Below are 17,351 nucleotides of genomic sequence, written 5' to 3' on the forward strand. Positions count from 1 at the left end.
GCCTTGCTCCACATGATCGGCTCAGCCCCGGGGCGCCGGTGTACCGGGGTCGCCGGGAAACGGGGCGGCTCCGGCCGGGCGGGACACGTACCCTTTTCTGTTGTGCCGAACGCCAACGAAGACAACCCCAGTGCCCTGAGTCAGGTGCAGCGCCGCGCGGTCAGTGAACTGCTGCGGGTCGCCCCTGTCGCCGACGAGCTCGGCCGCCGGTTCCAGGAGGCGGGCTTCCGCCTCGCCCTGGTCGGCGGGTCCGTCCGCGACGCGCTGCTCGGGCGTCTCGGCAACGACCTCGACTTCACCACCGACGCCCGGCCCGAAGAGGTCTTGAAGATCGTCCGGCCGTGGGCGGACTCGGTGTGGGACGTGGGGATCGCCTTCGGCACGGTCGGGGCGCAGAAGGACAGCTTCCAGATCGAGGTGACGACGTACCGGTCGGAGGCCTACGACCGCACGTCGCGCAAGCCCGAGGTCTCCTACGGCGACTCGATCGAGGAGGACCTGGTCCGGCGTGACTTCACGGTCAACGCCATGGCGCTGGCCCTGCCGGAGCAGGAGTTCATCGACCCGCACGGCGGTCTGGAGGACCTGGCCGCCGCCGTCCTGCGCACCCCCGGCACCCCGGAGGACTCGTTCTCCGACGATCCCCTGCGCATGCTGAGGGCGGCGCGGTTCGCCGCGCAGCTGGACTTCGAGGTCGCCCCGGAGGTCGTGGCGGCCATGAAGGCCATGTCCGACCGGATCGAGATCGTCTCGGCGGAGCGGGTCCAGGGCGAGCTGAACAAGCTGATCCTCTCCGACAACCCGCGCAAGGGCCTGGGCCTGCTCGTGGACACCGGCCTGGCCGACCGGGTGCTCCCCGAGCTGCCCGCGCTCCGGCTGGAGAGCGACGAGCACCACCGGCACAAGGACGTCTACGACCACTCGCTGATCGTGCTGGAGCAGGCCATCGCCCTGGAGGAGGACGGCCCCGACCTCGTGCTGCGCCTCGCCGCCCTGCTGCACGACATCGGCAAGCCGCGCACCCGCCGCTTCGAGAGCGACGGCCGGGTCTCCTTCCACCACCACGAGGTGGTGGGCGCGAAGATGACCAAGAAGCGGCTGACGGCCCTGAAGTACTCCAACGACATGATCAAGGACGTGTCCCGGCTGGTGGAGCTGCACCTGCGCTTCCACGGCTACGGCGACGGGGAATGGACCGACTCGGCCGTGCGGCGCTATGTCCGCGACGCCGGTCCGCTGCTGGAGCGCCTGCACAAGCTGACCCGGTCCGACTGCACCACCCGCAACAAGCGCAAGGCCAACGCCCTCTCCCGCACCTACGACGGGCTGGAGGAGCGCATCGCCCAGCTCAAGGAGCAGGAGGAGCTGGACGCGATCCGGCCCGACCTGGACGGCAACGAGATCATGCAAGTCCTGGACGTCGGCCCCGGTCCGGTGATCGGCAAGGCCTACGCCTTCCTGCTGGATCTGCGGCTGGAGAACGGTCCCATGGACCACGACGCGGCCGTTGCCGCTCTCAAGGAGTGGTGGGCCGCCCAGGCCTGACACGCGGGCTCCGGTGGCGATGTTTCACGTGAAACATCGCCACCGGCGTATCTGGCGGAGTCGATGTTTCACGTGAAACGTCGCCCCTGTCGTGCCAGCAGCGCCGAGGTCACGGCGTAGAGGGCGGCGACGCAGAGGATCAGGGTCACGGAGCGCCCGTCGGCGGGGAGCATCAGGGAGGCCACCGCCGCCGCGCAGACAAACGCGACGTTGAAGAGCACGTCGTAAACGGAGAAGACGCGGCCGCGGTAGTCGTCGTCCACGCGGGACTGCACGGCGGTGTCGGTGGAGATCTTGGCGCCCTGGGTGGCCAGGCCGAGGACGAAGGCGGCCACCAGCATCGGTCCGGGGGCGAAGGACAGCCCGAGCGCCGGGACAAGGGCCGCGGCGCCCGCGGAGCAGGCGGTGATCCAACCCAGTCTGCCCAGCCGTTCCACCATCCAGGGTGTGATCACGGCGGCCGTGAAGAACCCGGCCCCGGAGACCCCGACGGCGACGCCCAGGAGGGCCAGCCCGTCGGCCTCGTTGTCCGACCAGGCGTAGCGGCAGAGCATGAGCAGCGTGACGAAGAGCGCCCCGTAGCAGAAACGCATCATGGTCATCGCGGTGAGCGCCTGCGCGGCCTCCCGGCGCGAGGCCAGGTGCCGCAGGCCTTCGGCCATGCCCCGGACGGTCAGGGCGACTGCCTCCCCGACCGACGGGTGGAGCGCGCCGGGCGGATGGGCGGGCCCCAGGAGGTCGGGGGCCAGCCGCAGCGACACCAGAGCCGCGCACAGGTACAGCCCCGCGCCGAGCAGGACGACGAGGGCGTTGGAGTCGGAGGCGAGCAGCCGGACGAGGAAGGCCAGTCCCCCGCCGGCGGTCGCTGCGAGGGTTCCGGCCGTGGGGGACAGTGCGTTCGCGGTGACCAGCTGCCCGGGGTCGACGACGTGGGGCAGGGAGGCGGCCAGCCCGGCCAGGACGAAGCGGTTGACGGCGGTCACGGACAGCGCCGAGGCGTAGAAGAGCCAGTCGGGGACCTGCGCGACGATCAGCATGCCGGTGACACAGGCGAGGAAGGCCCGCAGCAGGTTGCCGTAGAGGAAGACCTGGCGGCGGCGCCAGCGGTCGAGCAGCACGCCGGCGAAGGGGCCGACCGCCGAGTAGGGCAGGAGCAGCACCGCCATGGCCGAGGCGATGGCCGCCGGCGAGGTCTGCTTCTCCGGGGAGAAGATGACGTAGGTGGCGAGCGCGACCTGGTAGACGCCGTCCGCGGCCTGCGACAGCAGCCGTACGGCGAGCAGGTTGCGGAAGTCCCGCAGGCGCAGGAGTACGCGCAGATCACGTACGACAGGCATGTGGGCAAGGGTCACATACGCGGAGGGTCCCCGGGCACATTGCCCGGGGACCCTCCGCGGAAGAACAGCCGAAGTCCGGGTGTCGACAGGACTCCCGGGGTCCGACTAGCGCTCGACCTCGCCCTTGATGAACTTCTCGACGTTGTCGAGGGCCTCGTCGTCGAAGTACTGCACCGGCGGGGACTTCATGAAGTAGCTGGACGCCGACAGGATCGGGCCGCCGATGCCGCGGTCCTTGGCGATCTTCGCGGCGCGCAGGGCGTCGATGATGACACCGGCGGAGTTCGGGGAGTCCCACACCTCGAGCTTGTACTCGAGGTTCAGCGGCACGTCGCCGAAGGCACGGCCTTCGAGGCGGACGTAGGCCCACTTGCGGTCGTCGAGCCACGCGACGTAGTCGGACGGACCGATGTGGACGTTCTTCTCGCCGAGTTCACGGTCGGGGATCTGCGAGGTGACGGCCTGCGTCTTGGAGATCTTCTTCGACTCGAGGCGGTCGCGCTCGAGCATGTTCTTGAAGTCCATGTTGCCGCCGACGTTGAGCTGCATGGTGCGCTCGAGACGGACGCCGCGGTCCTCGAACAGCTTCGCCATCACGCGGTGCGTGATGGTGGCGCCGACCTGCGACTTGATGTCGTCGCCGACGATCGGGACACCGGCCTCGGTGAACTTGTCCGCCCACTCCTTGGTGCCGGCGATGAAGACCGGGAGGGCGTTGACGAAGGCGACCTTGGCGTCGATGGCGCACTGGGCGTAGAACTTCGCCGCGTCCTCGGAACCGACGGGCAGGTAGCAGATCAGGACGTCGACCTGGCGGTCCTTGAGGACCTGGACCACGTCGACCGGAGCCTCGGCGGACTCCTCGATGGTCAGGCGGTAGTACTTGCCCAGGCCGTCCAGGGTGTGGCCGCGCTGCACGGTCACGCCGGCGTTCGGGACGTCGCAGATCTTGATGGTGTTGTTCTCGCTGGCGCCGATGGCGTCCGAAAGGTCGAGGCCGACCTTCTTCGCGTCGACGTCGAACGCGGCGACGAACTCGATGTCACGCACGTGGTAGTCGCCGAACTGGACGTGCATCAGACCGGGGACCTTGGCCGCCGGGTCGGCGTCCTTGTAGTACTCGACGCCCTGCACCAGCGAGGCGGCGCAGTTGCCCACGCCGACGATGGCTACGCGAACCGAACCCATTCCGGTTGCTCCCTGTTTGTTCTCGTACGAGGCCTGCGAGGTGCAGGCCTCATTTTGCGGTTTCGTCGGACGGACCGGGTCGTCTCTGATCCCGTCCCGCCCGCTCGCTCTCGATGAGCTCGTTCAGCCAGCGCACCTCGCGCTCCACGGACTCCATGCCGTGCCGCTGCAGCTCGAGCGTGTAGTCGTCGAGGCGCTCCCGCGTGCGGGCCAGTGAGGCGCGCATCTTCTCCAGGCGCTCCTCAAGCCGGCTGCGACGGCCCTCCAGCACACGCATGCGCACTTCTCGCTCGGTCTGGCCGAAGAAGGCGAAGCGGGCGGCGAAGGACTCGTCCTCCCAGGTATCGGGGCCCGTGTGGGAGAGGAGCTCCTCGAAGTGCTCCTTGCCCGCGGCCGTCAACCGGTAGACGATCTTGGCGCGGCGCCCTGCGAGTGAAGCGGCGAGAGCGTCTTCCGGGGCATTGCCCGGCTCTTCGATCAACCAGCCGTTGGCGACCAGCGTCTTGAGGCAGGGATAGAGCGTGCCGTAGCTGAAGGCCCTGAACACCCCCAGTGACGTGTTGAGCCGCTTGCGCAGCTCGTAGCCGTGCATGGGGGATTCGCGAAGCAGGCCGAGGACGGCGAATTCGAGGATGCCTGAGCGTCTGCTCATCCGCCTGCCTCTCCTCCGACTCTGTGTCTTTATACCGAGCTGATGTATCGGCTCGATACATCCAGACGATAGAACGGGCTGGGTCCGGCGACAAGTGGCGATCAGGTGACCGGCGTCACATCACCAATTCGTACGAGGCAGGTTGCCTGATTTGGGGTGAACTTCGGCACTGTTCGGGTTTTGACCGTGCGTAGTCTGTGCGCCATGACACCGGGGGAACCGGAATTCATCTGCCGCTTCCAGGCCACTCGCCTGCCCGAGGAGTAGTCGTTCGATGAGCGAGCACCGCCGTAAACCGCCGCAGCCCCAAGGTGGTGGGCGAGCCTCGGCCCGCCGGGCCGCCCAGCAGCGCCCCGGCCGGGGCGCCGGGGCCGGACGTGACGTGCCCACCGCGTCGCCCAGCGGACCCCATGCGGAACCTTCCGCGCACGGCAGCAGAGCCGGGGCCCGCCGGGCCGCCCAGAGAGGTTCCACGGGCCGTGGACGCGGCTCCGCCAAGGCTGCTCGCGGTTCGGGCCGTCAGGACAAGCGGCTGATCAACTACCCGCGGTCCGACAGGGACGGCTGGAAGCGCTTCGTGCCGTCGTGGAAGCTCGTCGGCGGTACGGCCCTGGGCTTCTTCGCGATCATCATCGCCGGAGCCGGCGCCGGCATCGCCATGGTGAACACGCCCGACCCGAACAAGGCCGCCCAGGCGCAGAACAACGTCTTCTTCTGGCAGGACGGCAGCCAGATGGTCGCGACAGGCGGTTCGATGAACCGGCAGATCGTGACCATCGACAAGATCCCCCGGTCGATGAGGGACGCCGTGATCTCCGCGGAGAACCAGTCCTTCGAGACGGACAAGGGCGTCGACCCGATGGGCATCGCCCGCGCCGTGTGGAACATGGCCACGGGCGGCTCCACCCAGGGCGGCTCGACGATCACCCAGCAGTACGTGAAGAACAACTTCCTGGACTCGGACCAGACGCTCAAGCGCAAGGTCACCGAGCTCTTCATCGCGATAAAGCTGGGCGTCTCGGAGGAGAAGGACACGGTCCTCGCGGGCTACCTGAACACCGCCTACTACGGCCGCGACGCCTACGGCATCCAAGCGGCGGCCCGCGCCTACTTCGGCAAGAACTCCCAGGACCTGAACCCCTCCGAGTGCGCCTTCCTGGCCTCCGTGCTCAAGGGCCCCAACCTGTACAACCCGGACGGCGGCATCGGCGCCGCGGCCACCCCCGTCCTCAACGAGGAGCGGGCCCGCAAGCGCTGGGCCTGGGTGCTGGACCGCGAGGTCGAGGTCGGCCGGATGTCCAAGGAGGACCGGGCCAAGTACAAGCCCACCGACTTCCCGGCCCGCGTGGAGTCCGAGCAGGCCCGCGGCATGTCCGGCCAGATCGGCTACCTGGTCGAGACGGCCAAGCAGTACGTGATGAAGACCAAGAACATCACCGCCGAGCAGATGGCCCTGGGCGGCTACCAGATCCACACCACCTTCCAGAAGCCGCGGGTGGATGCGCTGGCCAAGGCCGTCGAGGACACCCGCAACGACTTCCTCGACGAGAAGAAGCGCCCCGAGTACGACACGTTCGTGCAGTTCGGCGCCGCCTCCGTCGATGTGAAGACGGGCGCGATCGTGGCCCTGTACGGCGGGCCCGGCTGGGACCAGAAGCACTTCAGCAACAACGCCAACACCATCGGCGTCCCGGTCGGCTCGACCTGGAAGCCGTACGTCCTGGCGGCGGCGATGCAGTACGGCACCCAGAACTCCAACGGCCAGGGCATCTCGACCGACAGCAAGTACATGGCCGACGACCTGACCGTGATCAAGAACCGTGCGGGCAAGCCCCTGATGGGCCCCGACGGCAAGCCGTTCCGGCAGAAGAACGAGAGCCCCACGGCCTACGGCTACGTGACCCTCAACGAGGCGATGGAGAAGTCCATCAACGTCCCGTTCGCCCAGCTCGTCTTCGACGTCGGTCACACCAAGGTGCGTGACGTCGCCAAGTCGACGGGGATCCTCGAGGACTCGATGGACAAGGACAACACCGCCTCGTTCGCGCTCGGCACCTCGACCCCGAGTGCCATCCGCATGGCCGACTCGTACGCCACCTTCGCGGCCTCCGGTACGCACCGCGAGCCGTTCTCGGTGACGAAGGTCGAGAAGGACGGCGAGGAGCTGAGCGGCTTCGAGGCGCCCAAGGACCAGCGGGCCATGGACAGCGACGTCGCCGACAACGTCACCAAGGTCCTGGAGAACGTGGTTCAGAACGGCACCGGTACCAAGGTCAAGAAGCTGGGCCGGCCCGCCGCGGGCAAGACCGGTACCACCGACCAGAACAAGTCGGCCTGGTTCGTGGGCTACACCCCCGAGCTCTCCACGTCCGTCACCCTTTTCCGCAACGACCCCAACTCGGCGGACAAGAAGCTGATCTCCATGAACGGCGTGGGCGGCACCGACTCCATCCACGGTGGTGACATCCCGGCCGTGATCTGGACCGAGTACATGCGCGAAGCGCTCAAGGACTCCCCGATCAAGCAGTTCCCGGAGGCCGAGCCGTACGGCGTCACCGCCGACTCCGCAGGGGCCCCCTCCCCCACCCCCTCGGCCGTTCCGTCGCCGTCGGCCACGCCCTCGATGCCCCCGACCAGCTCCGCCCCGCCGGTGTCCCCGACCCCGTCCAAGGGTGGAAAGCCGTCGTGCAAGCCGTGGGAGCTGTACTGCGACCCCGGCGGCACCACCTCCGGGACCAGTCAGGGAGGCAACAACGGCGGGGCCAACACCGGAACCAACGGCGGGCCCAGCGGATCGCCCTCTCCGACGCCCAGCGGCAAACCGGGCCGCCCGACCGGCTGGCCCACTTTCGGACCGAGCGAGTAGCCGGACCGCCGGCCCCTGACGGAAGGCCGTCGCACCTCGTGCGACGGCCTTCCCCCATGTACGGCCCGGTACGGCAGGATGAGCCCATGACCAAGGTGCACGAGGACCGCCCCGTACTGCCCACTCGGCAGGACGAGGTCGCGGCGGCCGGCAGTGAGTTCATCGGCGGCCCGCTCGGCCGCTACGCCCGGCTGGGCGGCCACTGGCTGGGGCCCGTCCGCGTGGTGGCCCTCGTCGCCATCGGCATGTTCGCCCTGGGCATGGTGCAGAAACTGCCCTGCTACGACTGGGCGTGGTTCCGGGGAGCGGGCTCGCAGTACACCCACGCCTGCTACTCCGACATCCCCCACCTGTACGCGGTACGCGGCTTCGCAGACAACCTCACGCCCTACTTCGACCGGCTGCCCGGCGACATGGAGTACCTGGAGTACCCGGTGCTCACCGGACTCTTCATGGAGATCGCCTCCTGGCTGACCCCGAGCAGCGGCTCCATGCAGCACCGCGAACAGATGTACTGGATGGTCAACGCGGGCATGCTGATGGCCTGCACGGCGGTCATCGCCGTGTGCGTGGCCCGCACCCACCGCCGCCGCCCCTGGGACGCCCTGCTCTTCGCCCTCGCACCGGCCTTCGCGCTCACGGCGACGATCAACTGGGACCTGCTGGCCATCGCCCTGACCGCCGCGGGCATGCTCATGTGGTCGCGCGGCCGGACGGTCCTCTTCGGCGTCTTCATCGGCCTGGCCACCGCCGCGAAGCTCTATCCCGTCCTGCTGCTCGGGGCGCTGTTCGTGCTCTGCTGGCGGGCCGGCAAGTGGCGGGCCTTCGGCGCCGCCGTCCTCGGTGCGGCGGGGGCGTGGCTGGTGGTGGACCTGCCCGTCATGATCTTCGCCTGGGAGGGCTGGACGAAGTTCTACACCTTCAGCCAGGAACGACCCATCGACTTCGGATCCGTGTGGCTGCTGATCTCCCAGCGCTCCGGGAACCCTCTGGAAGACGCCAACACGTACGCGACGGGGCTGACGCTCCTGCTGTGCGGGGCGATCGGACTGCTCGCCCTGACCGCCCCCAGGCGGCCCCGCTTCGCGCAGCTGGCCTTCCTGGTCGTCGCCGTCTTCATCCTGGCGAACAAGGTCTACTCGCCGCAGTACGTGCTGTGGCTCATCCCGCTCGCCGCGCTGGCCCGGCCGCGCTGGCGGGACTTCCTGATCTGGCAGGCCGGCGAGGTGCTGTACTTCCTCGGGATCTGGTTCTACCTCGCCTACACGACCAGCGGGGACAAGCACCAGGGACTGCCCGTCGAGGGCTACCAGCTGGCGATCGCGGCCCATCTGCTGGCCACCGTCTACCTGTGTGCGGTCATCGTCCGGGACATCCTGATGCCCGAGCGGGACGTCGTACGGCAGGACGGTTCGGACGACCCCTCCGGCGGTGTCCTGGACGGGGCCGAGGACGTGTTCGTGCTGTCGGACACGGCGAGGGCGCCGCAGGATGCGACGCCCTCGGAGGGACAGCGGGTCGACTGGGGCACGAGCCCCGGTCACTGACCGGGCCGGCCGTCATAGAGCGGATCAGGCGTCGAGCACCCGGTCGAACTGCGTGGTGGTGTGGCGCAGGTGCGCCACGAGCTCGTCGCCGACCTTCGGCTCGGGCGAGTCCGACGGCACGAACAGGATCGACACCTGCATGTGCGGCGGCTCCGCGAACCAGCGCTGCTTGCCCGCCCACACGAACGGCGACAGGTTCCGGTTGACGGTGGCCAGGCCCGCCCGGGCGACGCCCTTCGCGCGCGGCATGACGCCGTGCAGGGCCTTGGGGGCCTCCAGGCCGACGCCGTGCGAGGTCCCGCCGGCCACCACGACCAGCCAGCCGTCGGACGCGGCCTTCTGCTGGCGGTAGCCGAAGCGGTCGCCCTTGGCCACGCGCGTGACGTCGAGGACGGCGCCGCGGTACTCGGTGGCCTCGTGGTCACCCAGCCACAGCCGCGTGCCGATGCGGGCACGGAACCGGGTCTGCGGGAACTGCTGCTGGAGCCGGGCCAGTTCCTCGGCCCGCAGGTGGCTGACGAACATGGTGTGCAGCGGCAGCCGGGCAGCGCGCAGCCGGTCCATCCAGCCGATGACCTCTTCGACGGCGTCCGAGCCGTCCGGGCGGTCCAGCGGCAGGTGCAGGGCGAAGCCCTCCAGCCGGACGTCCTCGATCGCCGCGTGGAGCTGCCCCAGATCCTGCTCGGAGATGCCGTGGCGGCGCATCGAGCTCATGCACTCGATGACCACCCGGGCGCCCACCAGGCCGCGGACCCCGTCCAGCGAGGACACCGAGCGGATCACCCGGTCCGGCAGGGGCACCGGGTCCTCGCCCCGCCGGAACGGGGTCAGGACCAGCAGGTCGCCGCCGAACCAGTCCTTGATCTTCGCCGCTTCGTACGTCGTCCCCACGGCCAGCACATCGGCGCCCAGCCGGGTCGCCTCCTCGCACAGCCGCTCGTGGCCGAAGCCGTAGCCGTTGCCCTTGCAGACCGGGATCATCCCGGGGAACTGGTCCTGGATCTGCTTCTGGTGCGCACGCCAGCGCGCGGTGTCGACGTAGAGCGTGAGCGCCATGCCCGTCCGGAACCTCTCCTGAAAAGCTGCGGGTGCAGCGGTGCGTGGGTGGGTGGGTGGGTGGGGGTGGGGTCAGCGACGCGACATGTAGATGTCGAGCGCCTTGTGCAGCACCTTGTTGAGCGGGAAGTCCCACTCGCCGACGTACTCGACGGCCTCGCCGCCCGTGCCGACCTTGAACTGGATCAGACCGAACAGGTGGTCGTTCTCGTCCAGCGTGTCAGAGATGCCGCGCAGGTCGTAGACGCTGGCGCCCAGCGCGTAGGAGTCGCGCAGCATGCGCCACTGCATGGCGTTCGAGGGCCGCACCTCGCGCTTGTGGTTGGCGGAGGCGCCGTACGAGTACCAGACGTGCTGGCCGACGGTGAGCATCGTGGCGGCGGCCAGCGGCTCCCCCTCGTGCTTGGCGATGTAGAGGCGCATCCGGTTGGGGTCCTCGGAGTTGAGGGCCGTCCACTGGCGCTGGAAGTAGCTGAGCGGGCGCGGGCGGAACTTGTCGCGCTCGGCGGTGATCTCGTACAGGTGCTGCCAGGTCGGCAGGTCCTCGTAGCCGCCCTGGACGACCTCGACGCCGGCCTTCTCGGCCTTCTTGATGTTGCGGCGCCACAGCTGGTTGAAGCCCTTGAGGACGTCGTCCAGCGAGCGGTTGGCGAGGGGCACCTGGAAGACGTAGCGGGGCTGGACGTCGCCGAATCCGGCTCCGCCGTCCTCCGCCTGCTGCCAGCCCATGCGGCGCAGCTTGTCGGACACCTCGAAGGCGCGGGGCTCGATGACCGAGGCCTCCACGTCGCGCAGGCGCTTGACCTCGGGGTCCTGGATGCCGGCCTTGATGGCGGCCGAGTTCCAGCGGCGGATGACGACCGGCGGGCCCATCTTCACGGTGAAGGCGCCCTGGTTCTTGAGGTGGGCCAGCATCGGCTGGATCCACTCCTCCAGATTCGGGGCGTACCAGTTGATGACCGGGCCCTCGGGCAGGTACGCGAGGTACCGCTTCACCTTGGGCAGCTGGCGGTACAACACGAGCGCGACACCGACGAGTTCGCCGGACTTGTCGAACCAGCCGAGGTTCTCCGAGCGCCACTCGTTCTTGACGTCGGCCCATGCCGGGACCTGGCAGTGGCTAGCCGAAGGCAGGCTCTGGAGGTAGGCCAGATGCTGCTCTCGGCTGATGGTGCTCAGGGACAGGCTCATGCGGGGTGTCTCCTCCGGCGGCTTCGCTGGCTATGGCGCGAAGCCTACTGCGACAGGGGCGCCACCCATCTGGGGGACGGGCCGGTGCCCGGGCCGGTGGTCGGCCGGCGCCCCTTCGCGGAGGTTCCCCCGGTCAGCCCAGCCAGCCGCCGAAGAGGCCGCCGTGCGCCATTCCGAGGAAGAAGCCGATGGCAGCAGCGCCAAGGCCGATGATCAGCGCGAAGCGCTCGCGTGTCGTGACGGAGATGAACTGCCCGTACGCGCCGGTCAGGATTCCGATGAGCCCCGTCCACGAGCTGAGCAGGTGCAGGTTGTGGAAGAAAGCCGTGATGAACGCCACGGCACCGAGGACCAGGGTCACCGCCATCAGGGTGTCCTGCAGCGGGTGGGGCTTGCCGTCGGTCGCGAACAGCGAGATCTGGGACTGCGGTCGCATTGCCTGTGCCATCGGAGGCACCTCCTGGCTAGAGCGGTGCTGCGGGGCCGCCTCCCGAGGAGCCGGGGGCATAGCACCGAGCACACCCGATGGATACAGATTGTGTCCCCCTGCCGTCGGATTTCAACCGGAAGGACGCGAGCAGGTAGTCTGTACAGCTGCGCGGTGTCTGCTCTGCGGACGCCGTGCGCACGCATCACGACCCTCCTGCCACGGAACGACCGTGGCCGCTGAGTCCAAAGGAGGTGGGTTCCACATGCGTCACTACGAAGTGATGGTCATCCTCGACCCCGATCTCGAGGAGCGCGCTGTCTCCCCGCTGATCGAGAACTTCCTCTCCGTCGTCCGTGAGGGCAACGGAAAGGTCGAGAAGGTCGACACCTGGGGCCGTCGTCGTCTCGCTTACGAGATCAAGAAGAAGCCCGAGGGCATCTACTCGGTCATCGACCTTCAGGCCGAGCCTGCGGTCGTCAAGGAGCTTGACCGACAGATGAACCTGAACGAGTCGGTTCTCCGGACCAAGGTCCTTCGCCCCGAGACCCACTGAACTTCGGTTCAGCGGTAATCGGGATCGAGTAGCACAGCAGCCCAGCAGCAATCCCCGCCGAGAGGTTCATCCATGGCAGGCGAGACCGTCATCACGGTCGTCGGCAATCTCGTCGACGACCCCGAGCTGCGCTTCACCCCCTCGGGTGCGGCGGTCGCGAAGTTCCGTGTCGCGTCCACCCCCCGCACCTTCGACCGTCAGACCAATGAGTGGAAGGACGGCGAGAGCCTGTTCCTGACCTGCTCGGTGTGGCGGCAGGCGGCGGAGAACGTCGCCGAGTCCCTTCAGCGGGGCATGCGCGTCATCGTGCAGGGCCGGCTGAGGCAGCGGTCGTACGAGGACCGTGAGGGTGTCAAGCGCACGGTCTACGAGCTGGACGTCGAGGAAGTCGGCCCCAGCCTGAAGAACGCCACGGCCAAGGTCGCCAAGACCACCGGTCGCGGTGGCCAGGGTGGATACGGCGGCGGCGGTCAGCAGCAGGGTGGCGGCGGTGGCTGGGGCGGAGCCCCCAGCGGCGGCGGCCAGCAGGGCGGCGGAGCTCCCTCCGACGACCCGTGGGCGTCCAGCGCGCCGGCCGGTGGCCAGCAGCAGGGCGGCGGCGGGGGCGGCTGGGGTGGAAACTCCGGCGGCTCCGGCGGTGGCTACTCGGATGAGCCGCCCTTCTAGGGCAGCTCGCATCCAAACTTCTTGATCACACAGGAGAGACACAATGGCGAAGCCGCCTGTGCGCAAGCCTAAGAAGAAGGTCTGCGCGTTCTGCAAGGACAAGACCGCGTACGTGGACTACAAGGACACGAACATGCTGCGGAAGTTCATTTCCGACCGCGGCAAGATCCGTGCCCGCCGCGTTACCGGCAACTGCACGCAGCACCAGCGTGACGTCGCCACGGCCGTGAAGAACAGCCGTGAGATGGCGCTGCTGCCCTACACGTCCACCGCGCGATAAGGAAAGGGTGACCGACTAATGAAGATCATCCTGACCCACGAGGTTTCTGGCCTCGGTGCCGCCGGCGATGTCGTCGACGTCAAGGACGGTTACGCTCGCAACTACCTGGTCCCGCGTGGTTTCGCGATCCGCTGGACCAAGGGTGGCGAGAAGGACGTGGCGCAGATCCGCCGCGCCCGCAAGATCCACGAGATCGCGACCATCGAGCAGGCCAACGAGGTCAAGGCCAAGCTCGAGGGCGTGAAGGTCCGTCTGGCCACCCGCGCGGGTGACGCCGGTCGTCTCTTCGGCTCCGTGACCCCGGCCGACATCGCCACGGCGATCGAGGCTTCCGGTGGCCCGAAGGTCGACAAGCGCCGCGTTGAGCTGGGCTCCCCGATCAAGACCCTCGGTTCGTACCAGGTCTCCGTGCGTCTGCACGCCGACGTGGCCGCGAACGTGGGCATCGAGGTCGTCGCCGCCTAAGGGCTGCACGTGAAGGGCCGCACCCCATGGGGTGCGGCCCTTCGTCGTTTCGTCCGCCGCCCGTGTTTCACGTGAAACATCGGTTTGACGTCGGAGCGGGGGACGTTTCACGTGGAACATCCCCCGGTTCAGCGCGTGGCTCCCGCGACCAGCCAGCGGCCCGAGCGGGCCCGCAGCTGGAGGGTGGCCATCCGGACCAGCATCATGAGCGTCATCGCCCACCAGAGCGTCGTCAGGCCGCCTCCCACGGTCGGGACGAGGAGCGCCGCAGGTGTGAACACGGCCAGCGTGAGCAGCATCGCCCAGGCCAGGTAGCGGCCGTCGCCCGCGCCCATCAGGACCCCGTCCAGAACGAACACGATGCCGGAGACGGGCTGGGAGAGGGCCACCACGAGCAGGGCGGGCAGCAGGGCGTCCTCGACCGCCGGGTCGCTGGTGAAGAGCGGGATGAACACCGGGCGGGCCAGGACGACCAGCAGACCGAGGACGACGCCGGCGGCGATCCCCCACTGCACCATGCGGCGGCAGACCGCCTTGGCGCCCTCGGTGTCGCCCGCGCCCAGGTAGCGGCCGATGATGGCCTGCCCGGCGATAGCGATGGCGTCCAGGGCGAAGGCGAGCAGGCTCCACAGCGAGAGCAGGATCTGGTGGGCCGCGATGTCGGCGTCACCGAGCCGGGCCGCCACGGCGGTCGCGATCATCAGGATGGCCCGCAGGGACAGGGTGCGGACCAGCAGGGGCGCGCCTGCCTGTGCACAGGCCCGGATCCCCGCGAGGTCGGGCCGCAGGGAGGCCCCGTGCCGCCGGGCCCCGCGCACGACGACGACCAGGTAGGCGGCGGCCATGGCGCACTGGGCGATGACGGTGCCCCAGGCGGAGCCGGCGATGCCGAGGCCGGCGCCGTAGACGAGGAGGGCGTTCAGGCCCGCGTTGAGGGCGAAGCCCCCGACGGCGACGTAGAGCGGGGTACGGGTGTCCTGGAGGCCGCGGATGACGCCGGTGGCTGCCAGGACCATGAGCATGGCCGGGATACCCAGCGCGGAGATCCGCAGATAGGAGATCGCGTAGGGGGCGACGGTGTCGGAGGCTCCGAAGAGCGAGATGAGTGAGGGCGCCGTCGGCAGGACCACGGCGATGACGGCCGCGCCGAGCAGCAGGGCGAGCCAGATGCCGTCCATGCCCTGCCGGATCGCGGCCTGGAGGTCGCCTGCTCCGACCCGTCGGGAGACGGCCGCGGTGGTGGCGTAGGCGAGGAAGACGAAGACGCTGACGGCGGTGGTGAGCAGGGCGGCCGCGATGCCGAGGCCCGCCAGCTGAGGGGTGCCGAGGTGTCCGACGATGGCGCTGTCGGCCATCACGAAGAGGGGTTCGGCGACGAGTGCGCCGAAGGCGGGGACGGCGAGTGCGAAGATCTCGCGGTCGTGCCGTCTCGGCGCAGCCTTCGGTGCTGCGGGGGCCTGTGTCATGTGCTCAATCTAATCTTCCACAGGTAATGGATGCAAGGGCCCTTGGATCCTTACTCGGCCCCTGACTTGGGCGTTCCTCCCGACCCGTTGGAGGTGATCTTGAGACAGTGGCCAAGAATTTTCCGGCGCGCCTGCCCCGGAGGGTGAAATCCCAGGTCAGGTGGGGTGCTGGGGTGGGTCAGGTGATTTTGTCCACAGCGTCGTCCCCCGGTCCGTGCACAGCTTCCGGCGAGTTACCCACAGCATTGGTGCCGTCATCCACATCTCATCCACACAGCCTGTGGATAACAAGATTGGCTGACGCCGTCCGCGGGCCTACCGTGGTGCGTTGCCCGACTCGCCGACGGCGGATTCGGGTGCCCCAAATGTCAGAGCCGTGTCGTAGAAAGAGTGACACGGCGAGGTCCGCCTTGCGGACGTGAGGAGGCGGCCCGGTGAGCATGCCCGAGCCCATGGACGACCCCTGGGCCGACAGTGGTCCGGGCGACCGTCTGCCCCCCCGTCCCCGCCGCAACGGTGAGGGCCGCGGCCGCGGGGACGAGCAGCACGACCGGGGGCGCGAGGGCGGCTCCTGGGACGGCGGCGGCGGTGGCTTCGAGCGCGTCCCCCCGCAGGACCTGGACGCCGAGCAGTCGGTCCTCGGCGGCATGCTGCTGTCCAAGGACGCGATCGCCGACGTGGTCGAGGTCCTCAAGGGGCACGACTTCTACCGGCCCTCGCACGAGACGATCTACCAGGCCATCCTCGGCCTGTACGCCAAGGGCGAGCCGGCCGACCCGATCACCGTCGGTGCCGAGCTGACGCGTCGCGGGGAGATCGGCAAGGTCGGCGGGGCCTCGTACCTGCACACGCTGGTGCAGTCCGTCCCGACCGCGGCGAACGCCGAGTACTACGCGGAGATCGTCCACGAGCGGGCCGTCCTGCGTCGCCTCGTAGCCGCCGGTACGAAGATCACACAGATGGGCTACGCCGCCGACGGCGACGTCGACGAGATCGTCAACAGCGCCCAGGCGGAGATCTACGCCGTCACCGAGCAGCGGACCTCCGAGGACTACCTGCCGCTCGGCGACATCATGGAGGGCGCCCTCGACGAGATCGAGGCGATCGGCTCGCGCAGCGGCCAGATGTCGGGCGTCCCGACCGGATTCACGGACCTCGACTCGCTGACCAACGGCCTGCACCCCGGCCAGATGATCGTCATCGCCGCCCGTCCCGCGATGGGCAAGTCCACGCTGGCTCTGGACTTCGCCCGGGCCTGTTCGATCAAGAGCAACCTGCCGAGCGTGATCTTCTCCCTCGAAATGGGGCGCAACGAGATCGCGATGCGCCTGCTTTCGGCGGAAGCCCGCGTGGCACTGCACCACATGCGCTCCGGCACGATGACGGACGACGACTGGACCCGGCTGGCCCGCCGGATGCCGGACGTCTCCGCGGCCCCCCTGTACATCGACGACTCCCCCAACCTGTCGATGATGGAGATCCGGGCCAAGTGCCGTCGGCTCAAGCAGCGCAACGACCTCTCGCTCGTGGTCATCGACTACCTCCAGCTGATGCAGTCGGGCGGCTCCCGCCGTCCCGAGAGCCGCCAGCAGGAGGTCTCGGACATGTCCCGAAACCTCAAGCTGCTCGCCAAGGAGCTCGAGGTCCCCGTGATCGCGCTCTCCCAGCTGAACCGTGGCCCGGAACAGCGCACCGACAAGAAGCCGATGGTCTCCGACCTGCGTGAGTCGGGCTCGATCGAGCAGGACGCCGACATGGTGATCCTGCTGCACCGTGAGGACGCGTACGAGAAGGAGTCCCCCCGCGCGGGCGAGGCCGACCTGATCGTGGCCAAGCACCGCAACGGCCCGACGGCGACAATCACCGTGGCCTTCCAGGGCCACTACTCGCGGTTCGTGGACATGGCCAACACGTAGCCCCACGGGATGTAGGGTCTCAAATCCAGCTTCATAATCTCAGCGCCCGCTGCATATGGATGGCATTTATGCAGCCATCATGAGACTCGCAGCTCGGATCGTTCACTCTTCTGGGTGGCGTAAGGGGCGACCTCTCCATGCGGGGAGCGAACGCTGACACCTTGGCTACACGGGCAGTCACTCGTGGGCTGGG

15 protein-coding genes are annotated in these 17,351 nt (G+C 68.7%); 8 read left to right on the forward strand and 7 right to left on the reverse strand.

The window, feature by feature from the left end:
• The first annotated feature begins 102 nt into the window (after positions 1-102).
• Positions 103-1,545 carry a CCA tRNA nucleotidyltransferase gene (locus tag ACFTXQ_RS03620; RefSeq protein WP_382635488.1) on the forward strand — a complete coding sequence of 481 codons (1,443 nt, stop codon included), beginning with the start codon at positions 103-105 and terminating at the stop codon, positions 1,543-1,545.
• 68 nt (positions 1,546-1,613) lie between these two features.
• Here ACFTXQ_RS03620 and ACFTXQ_RS03625 read toward each other — a convergent pair whose 3' ends face one another.
• The 3 genes from ACFTXQ_RS03625 to ACFTXQ_RS03635 all read right to left on the reverse strand — a co-directional run bounded on the left by ACFTXQ_RS03625 (position 1,614) and on the right by ACFTXQ_RS03635 (position 4,722).
• Positions 1,614-2,882, reverse strand: a complete 1,269-nt coding sequence (locus ACFTXQ_RS03625) for an MFS transporter (protein WP_382635490.1) — start codon at positions 2,880-2,882, stop codon at positions 1,614-1,616.
• A 105-nt stretch (positions 2,883-2,987) separates the two neighbouring features.
• Complete coding sequence (locus tag ACFTXQ_RS03630; protein ID WP_382635492.1) at positions 2,988-4,070, reverse strand: inositol-3-phosphate synthase; 1,083 nt, start codon at positions 4,068-4,070, stop codon at positions 2,988-2,990.
• A gap of 49 nt (positions 4,071-4,119) precedes the next feature.
• Positions 4,120-4,722, reverse strand: coding sequence for a PadR family transcriptional regulator (locus ACFTXQ_RS03635; protein WP_136210355.1), 603 nt, complete (start codon positions 4,720-4,722; stop codon positions 4,120-4,122).
• 274 nt (positions 4,723-4,996) lie between these two features.
• On the opposite strand from ACFTXQ_RS03635, the gene ACFTXQ_RS03640 reads away from it, so the two are divergent.
• Positions 4,997-7,588 carry a transglycosylase domain-containing protein gene (locus ACFTXQ_RS03640; protein WP_382635493.1) on the forward strand — a complete coding sequence of 864 codons (2,592 nt, stop codon included), beginning with the start codon at positions 4,997-4,999 and terminating at the stop codon, positions 7,586-7,588.
• Positions 7,589-7,674: 86 nt separating this feature from the next.
• Positions 7,675-9,135: a glycosyltransferase family 87 protein gene (locus ACFTXQ_RS03645; RefSeq protein WP_382635495.1), complete on the forward strand. Its 1,461-nt coding sequence runs from the start codon at positions 7,675-7,677 to the stop codon at positions 9,133-9,135.
• Between the two features lie 24 nt (positions 9,136-9,159).
• Here ACFTXQ_RS03645 and ACFTXQ_RS03650 read toward each other — a convergent pair whose 3' ends face one another.
• The 3 genes from ACFTXQ_RS03650 to ACFTXQ_RS03660 all read right to left on the reverse strand — a co-directional run bounded on the left by ACFTXQ_RS03650 (position 9,160) and on the right by ACFTXQ_RS03660 (position 11,830).
• The gene (locus ACFTXQ_RS03650) at positions 9,160-10,191 is read right to left on the reverse strand and encodes an alanine racemase (protein WP_382635496.1); all 1,032 of its coding nucleotides are present in this window, start codon (positions 10,189-10,191) and stop codon (positions 9,160-9,162) included.
• Between the two features lie 72 nt (positions 10,192-10,263).
• The gene (locus tag ACFTXQ_RS03655; RefSeq protein ID WP_382635497.1) at positions 10,264-11,382 is read right to left on the reverse strand and encodes a lipid II:glycine glycyltransferase FemX; all 1,119 of its coding nucleotides are present in this window, start codon (positions 11,380-11,382) and stop codon (positions 10,264-10,266) included.
• Positions 11,383-11,515: 133 nt separating this feature from the next.
• Positions 11,516-11,830 (reverse strand): hypothetical protein, encoded by a 315-nt coding sequence (locus ACFTXQ_RS03660; RefSeq protein ID WP_382635499.1) that lies wholly within the window; start codon positions 11,828-11,830, stop codon positions 11,516-11,518.
• Between the two features lie 244 nt (positions 11,831-12,074).
• Here ACFTXQ_RS03660 and rpsF point away from each other — a divergent pair, with 244 nt between their 5' ends.
• The 4 genes from rpsF to rplI all read left to right on the forward strand — a co-directional run bounded on the left by rpsF (position 12,075) and on the right by rplI (position 13,776).
• Positions 12,075-12,365: a 30S ribosomal protein S6 gene (gene rpsF, locus ACFTXQ_RS03665; RefSeq protein ID WP_004950685.1), complete on the forward strand. Its 291-nt coding sequence runs from the start codon at positions 12,075-12,077 to the stop codon at positions 12,363-12,365.
• 72 nt (positions 12,366-12,437) lie between these two features.
• The gene (locus ACFTXQ_RS03670) at positions 12,438-13,031 is read left to right on the forward strand and encodes a single-stranded DNA-binding protein (RefSeq protein ID WP_376656150.1); all 594 of its coding nucleotides are present in this window, start codon (positions 12,438-12,440) and stop codon (positions 13,029-13,031) included.
• Between the two features lie 43 nt (positions 13,032-13,074).
• Positions 13,075-13,311, forward strand: coding sequence for a 30S ribosomal protein S18 (gene rpsR / locus ACFTXQ_RS03675; protein ID WP_005315025.1), 237 nt, complete (start codon positions 13,075-13,077; stop codon positions 13,309-13,311).
• Positions 13,312-13,329: 18 nt separating this feature from the next.
• Positions 13,330-13,776, forward strand: coding sequence for a 50S ribosomal protein L9 (gene rplI, locus ACFTXQ_RS03680; protein ID WP_031156063.1), 447 nt, complete (start codon positions 13,330-13,332; stop codon positions 13,774-13,776).
• Positions 13,777-13,904: 128 nt separating this feature from the next.
• On the opposite strand, the gene ACFTXQ_RS03685 is transcribed toward rplI, so the two are convergent.
• The gene (locus ACFTXQ_RS03685; RefSeq protein ID WP_382635502.1) at positions 13,905-15,242 is read right to left on the reverse strand and encodes an MATE family efflux transporter; all 1,338 of its coding nucleotides are present in this window, start codon (positions 15,240-15,242) and stop codon (positions 13,905-13,907) included.
• Between the two features lie 452 nt (positions 15,243-15,694).
• Between ACFTXQ_RS03685 and dnaB the strand changes: the two genes are divergently transcribed.
• Positions 15,695-17,158 (forward strand): replicative DNA helicase, encoded by a 1,464-nt coding sequence (gene dnaB, locus ACFTXQ_RS03690; RefSeq protein ID WP_382635782.1) that lies wholly within the window; start codon positions 15,695-15,697, stop codon positions 17,156-17,158.
• The last annotated feature ends 193 nt before the right edge of the window (positions 17,159-17,351 follow it).

Origin of the sequence: Streptomyces sp. NPDC057010 (assembly GCF_042673805.1) — a bacterium.
Taxonomy (GTDB): domain Bacteria; phylum Actinomycetota; class Actinomycetes; order Streptomycetales; family Streptomycetaceae; genus Streptomyces.

Bases quoted from the DNA above. Each gene is read 5' to 3' on its own strand.
- rplI (WP_031156063.1), top strand. From the start codon at position 13,330: ATGAAGATCATCCTGACCCACGAGGTTTCTGGCCTCGGTGCCGCCGGC.
- ACFTXQ_RS03635 (WP_136210355.1), bottom strand. From the start codon at position 4,722: ATGAGCAGACGCTCAGGCATCCTCGAATTCGCCGTCCTCGGCCTGCTT.
- ACFTXQ_RS03630 (WP_382635492.1), bottom strand. From the start codon at position 4,070: ATGGGTTCGGTTCGCGTAGCCATCGTCGGCGTGGGCAACTGCGCCGCC.
- ACFTXQ_RS03640 (WP_382635493.1), top strand. From the start codon at position 4,997: ATGAGCGAGCACCGCCGTAAACCGCCGCAGCCCCAAGGTGGTGGGCGA.
- ACFTXQ_RS03670 (WP_376656150.1), top strand. From the start codon at position 12,438: ATGGCAGGCGAGACCGTCATCACGGTCGTCGGCAATCTCGTCGACGAC.
- rpsF (WP_004950685.1), top strand. From the start codon at position 12,075: ATGCGTCACTACGAAGTGATGGTCATCCTCGACCCCGATCTCGAGGAG.
- ACFTXQ_RS03685 (WP_382635502.1), bottom strand. From the start codon at position 15,242: ATGACACAGGCCCCCGCAGCACCGAAGGCTGCGCCGAGACGGCACGAC.
- ACFTXQ_RS03655 (WP_382635497.1), bottom strand. From the start codon at position 11,382: ATGAGCCTGTCCCTGAGCACCATCAGCCGAGAGCAGCATCTGGCCTAC.
- ACFTXQ_RS03645 (WP_382635495.1), top strand. From the start codon at position 7,675: ATGACCAAGGTGCACGAGGACCGCCCCGTACTGCCCACTCGGCAGGAC.
- ACFTXQ_RS03625 (WP_382635490.1), bottom strand. From the start codon at position 2,882: ATGCCTGTCGTACGTGATCTGCGCGTACTCCTGCGCCTGCGGGACTTC.
- ACFTXQ_RS03660 (WP_382635499.1), bottom strand. From the start codon at position 11,830: ATGGCACAGGCAATGCGACCGCAGTCCCAGATCTCGCTGTTCGCGACC.
- ACFTXQ_RS03650 (WP_382635496.1), bottom strand. From the start codon at position 10,191: ATGGCGCTCACGCTCTACGTCGACACCGCGCGCTGGCGTGCGCACCAG.
- rpsR (WP_005315025.1), top strand. From the start codon at position 13,075: ATGGCGAAGCCGCCTGTGCGCAAGCCTAAGAAGAAGGTCTGCGCGTTC.
- dnaB (WP_382635782.1), top strand. From the start codon at position 15,695: ATGGACGACCCCTGGGCCGACAGTGGTCCGGGCGACCGTCTGCCCCCC.